We start from the raw sequence: 4,311 nt of genomic DNA on the forward strand, positions 1-4,311 counted from the left end.
ATAGTTAGAAAATAGTATCCTCGAAATTCGCACATTTTAAAATTGACATAGCACTTCATGCACCATATACTGTTAACAACAGTATACTGTCATTAACAGTATATATCCTAATTCATTCAAGGAGGTATATCCATGAAACACACAGGAAGACATACAGGTGCATTCCTTTTGTTATTTTTGGCAGAAGGTGATAACTATGGCGGGCAATTATTGCAAAAGTGCGAGGAAGAACTTCCAGTTAATCCAATCGATAGCGCCATTTTATATCGTACGCTAAAGAAATTAGAAAACGAAGGTGCAATTGAATCTTATGTAAGTACAGATCATCAAGACAAACCAAGAAAGATGTACAAAATTACACCTGCTGGAAAGGAACAACTGGCAGATTTCCAAATGGATATTGAAGAAAAAATGAAGAACTTATCCTTTTTCATAGACAAATATAAGGACTTAAAGGATTCCGACCATGATTAATGGCGTGATTCTTTACACTTTAGCCATTATTCTTACGGGGATTTCTTTTATGAAGGACCGCACGAAAACGAAAGATGCTCTATGTAAATCATGGAAAATGTTTCGCAATCTTCTACCTGCGATGCTTTCCATCATGCTTTTCGTTGGCTTATCGCTTTCTATATTAACACCGTCTTTCATCTCTTCTATTATTGGGGAGCAATCTGGAGTTCTCGGCATTGTTTATTCAGCGCTACTCGGCTCCGTTGCACTTATTCCAAGCTTCGTCGTATTTCCTCTTGGTAATACATTAGTCCAACATGGCGCAGGCCTTCCTCAAGTTGCGGCACTTATGTCTACACTCATGTCAGTAGGAATTACAACCTTACCGATGGAACAAAAAATATTCGGACGAAGCTTTGCTTACGCACGTAATGCATCTGCATTGCTCATGTCACTTCTATTCTCCTATATTATTTGGGTGGTGATGGTATGAAGGAACTAAAAAGATATCGTTTCTTTTTCATCTTACTACTGGGGCTCATTGTATTAACTTTTATAAATCAATCTTTAGGATGGAGCGCATTACAATTAACAGGGAATAGCATTTTAGATATGTTGTTTCTACTCCCACCTGTCCTACTATTTGTAGGATTACTTGATCAATGGGTGAAGAAAGAAACGCTCATGAAATATATGGGCGAAAAATCGGGCATATACGGAATCTTATTCTCTCTATTATTAGGCGGCATTGCAGCTGGTCCTCTCTACGTTGCCTTCCCAATTGCAGCACTCCTATTAAATAAAGGCGCAAGCATTCGGTACATCGTATTTTTCTTAGGCGTTTGGACAACTGCGAAATTGCCAATTCTCGTGTATGAATTTTCTTCATTCGGCACTGCCTTTACACTTATTCATGTTGGTTTCGGTTTAGTGTTCTTTTATGTAATGGGGCTTATTTTTGAGAGTTTTTATGATCAGGGGCAGTTGCTAAAGTATGATGTTACGGAAAAAATGTAAGATTAACAAACATTGGATAACAGACGCAGAAGATCGATATTACTACTACTTAAAAAGGAGTTGTCCCACGAGTCATCTTTTGACCATGTGACAACTTTTTTTTATTTTAGAAACATTACCATAGCCTTAATTCGATACAGTATAATAAATGTACAATGAAAAAATTCCATATTTTGTATTGCGCTATTTTTTGGAGGTGATTATCTTGAGTAAAAACGTGAATTTACTTCTTCAAATAGGAATTGGAATTATCATTATGATCGCACCCATTCTCATTACAGGGACTATGTATGATGTCACTAAAACGATGGGTGACTTATTAGTTGCAGAACTTATTATAAGAACACTATCCCTTATTATCGGCCTTTTAGTCATGAGTAAAGCTTTACATCGTTACTCTCAATAGTTCTTCATACTCAAAAACAGACAATACATACACCACATTTCCCTCGTCTGTTTGAACTATTATTACGAAAGAAATATAAAAAGACATCTTTAATCGTAAAGATGTCTTTTTATATAAACCTTAATTTTCGTTCTGTAAAACCCCCTTTACTTCTACTCCCTTTTTCTCTTCTTTTAAGAATAGCGATACGATAAAAGCAACAACAATAAAGATTAATCCAAGTGTAAACGCACCTTGGAATCCTGATGTTAAACCGTTTAACTTCTCTACTGGGTCCATTGGATTTGCGGAGCTTTCCATATAGCTAGTTGTTCCTGAAGACATTTTTGAAATAAAGATAGCTGTTCCAATTGCGCCAGCTACTTGTTGCAATGTACTAAACAGTGCGGTTCCGTGCGGATATAAATCTGGTGTTAATTGATTTAAACCGTATGTTTGTGCTGTCATGACAAACATGAGCCCAACCATTAATACGCTATGCATGACAATAATTTGTACCATTGATGTGTCAGGAGTAATGCCTTTAAATAAGAACATTGCAATCCCCACTAACACAATACCAGGAACGATAATAACTTTCGGACTAAATTTATCAAATAGTTTACCTGCGATTGGTCCCATTATGGCGCTAATAACACTTCCAGGAAGCATGATGATTCCCGATTTAAAGGCTGTAACGAGTAACACTGTTTGCAGGAACATCGGTAATAAAGTCATCGTTGAAAATAACGACATCATCACAATGACGATTAATCCAACTGATATTGTAAACATCGGAACTTTAAATGCGCGTAATTCTAAAATTGGATTCTCAATTTTCAATTGTCGAACGACAAAAATACATAATGAGATAAGCCCAACAAGTAAAGTGCCATACACTTTCGCATCAGACCATCCTAAATCACCCGATGCACTAAAGCTATACACAAGTCCGCCAAATCCTAACGTCGATAAAAGGATCGATGGATAATCTACTTTTGGCCTTGTTAACTCTGAAACATTTTGAATGTATTTCATCCCAATCATAATGGAAATGATCACGATCGGAATAACAATGTAGAATAACCAGCGCCAATTTAATGAATCAACGATTACTCCAGATAATGTAGGTCCAATTGCTGGAGCTGCCATCATCACAAGTGCGATTAATCCCATTGTGGCACCCCGTTTTTCAGGCGGACAAATGATTAAAATCGTATTCATTAATAACGGTGTAATTAATCCCGTCGCTACAGCTTGGACGATACGACCGACTAATAAAACGGAAAATGTAGGTGCGAATCCCGCAATTAATGTACCGACTAAAAATGTTACCATAGCGATCAAAAACATTTGTCTCGTTGTGAGCCATTGCTGAAGTAACGCTGTAATTGGGACTAAAACCCCAACCACTAACATGTAAGCTGTAGAAAGCCATTGAATCGTTGAAGCTGTTACGCCAAATTCTTTCATTAATACCGTTAACGCATTACCAAGTAACGTTTCGTTTAATAATGCAACCATTGCCCCTAAAAGTAACGCAATTAAAATGGGGGTATGTTTCATATTAGAAGTATCAACTTTGCCACTTGCAGGGCTCTTAGTTGTCATATTCATTTACAGATTCTCCTCCTGTTTCTTACTTAAAAAACTTTAAATACACCGGAACACATGTAATATAATATACATATGTAGATTAAAAAGGGAGAATCAATCTTCAGCCACTGTATATTTAATCTACAAAAAAGGAGAATTGTAGATGAATGATAATGAAAAACAAATTGATTTACGTATTAGACGTACACATAAATTATTGTGGGATTCCTTATTTGAATTAATGACGCAATCAAAACAGAAATATAGTACCATCACGATTAACCAAATTTGCGATCGTGCAATGGTACACCGAACAACCTTTTATAAACACTTTGAAGATAAAGATGCTTTATTAGCATTTGGATTTAAACGATACAGCAAGATGATTGGTGAAATACCGGTTTCAGATCGATTAAGTAAACCATTTCAAGTAATGGAACAATTTCTACATCATGAAGAAATCGGTAAAATATTAGAGACGCAAATGTCTGATGAACAATTTATTAGCCGGACACAGTATTTAAGTCACGAAACGAGAAAACAAGAAATAGAAGCGTTAAATCAACTTTGCAAAAATCATACGATGCCAAATGATTTAATCATTGAATTTTATTCAGGGGCAATCACCTCATTAAGCGCATGGTGGTTTAAAAATGAAAGAAGTGTTTCTTCGGCTGAAATGGATAGGTATCTCCACCAACTTATTAACCGGGATATTTTTCAGTTTGGAGAGGAATAAGACTACACCTTTTCAATCATGCAATCCAATTGACCACAAAATAGGAGTATGATATATTTTCGGTAGAATACTATATAAGTGTGACAGCGAATAAATTGGCATATAATAAAAAGAAGAG

6 protein-coding genes are annotated in these 4,311 nt (G+C 36.0%); 5 read left to right on the forward strand and 1 reads right to left on the reverse strand.

Going from position 1 to position 4,311, the window contains the following annotated elements:
• Positions 1-132: 132 nt before the first annotated feature.
• The 4 genes from MR113_RS26835 (at position 133) to MR113_RS26850 (ending at position 1,879) form a co-directional block, all read left to right on the forward strand.
• Positions 133-474 carry a PadR family transcriptional regulator gene (locus MR113_RS26835; protein ID WP_000683186.1) on the forward strand — a complete coding sequence of 114 codons (342 nt, stop codon included), beginning with the start codon at positions 133-135 and terminating at the stop codon, positions 472-474.
• The gene (locus MR113_RS26840; protein WP_242257438.1) at positions 467-949 is read left to right on the forward strand and encodes a hypothetical protein; all 483 of its coding nucleotides are present in this window, start codon (positions 467-469) and stop codon (positions 947-949) included. Before MR113_RS26835 ends, MR113_RS26840 begins: the two co-directional genes overlap by 8 nt.
• Positions 946-1,473, forward strand: coding sequence for a permease (locus MR113_RS26845; RefSeq protein ID WP_242257439.1), 528 nt, complete (start codon positions 946-948; stop codon positions 1,471-1,473). Before MR113_RS26840 ends, MR113_RS26845 begins: the two co-directional genes overlap by 4 nt.
• 205 nt (positions 1,474-1,678) lie before the next feature.
• Positions 1,679-1,879, forward strand: a complete 201-nt coding sequence (locus MR113_RS26850) for a hypothetical protein (RefSeq protein WP_242257442.1) — start codon at positions 1,679-1,681, stop codon at positions 1,877-1,879.
• Between the two features lie 120 nt (positions 1,880-1,999).
• Here the strand turns inward: MR113_RS26850 and MR113_RS26855 are convergent, their stop codons facing one another.
• Complete coding sequence (locus MR113_RS26855) at positions 2,000-3,475, reverse strand: MDR family MFS transporter (protein ID WP_242257440.1); 1,476 nt, start codon at positions 3,473-3,475, stop codon at positions 2,000-2,002.
• Positions 3,476-3,617: 142 nt separating this feature from the next.
• Between MR113_RS26855 and MR113_RS26860 the strand changes: the two genes are divergently transcribed.
• Positions 3,618-4,193, forward strand: coding sequence for a TetR/AcrR family transcriptional regulator (locus MR113_RS26860; protein WP_242257441.1), 576 nt, complete (start codon positions 3,618-3,620; stop codon positions 4,191-4,193).
• The last annotated feature ends 118 nt before the right edge of the window (positions 4,194-4,311 follow it).

This window comes from Bacillus cereus group sp. BfR-BA-01379 (assembly GCF_022663605.1).
Lineage (GTDB): Bacteria > Bacillota > Bacilli > Bacillales > Bacillaceae_G > Bacillus_A > Bacillus_A mobilis.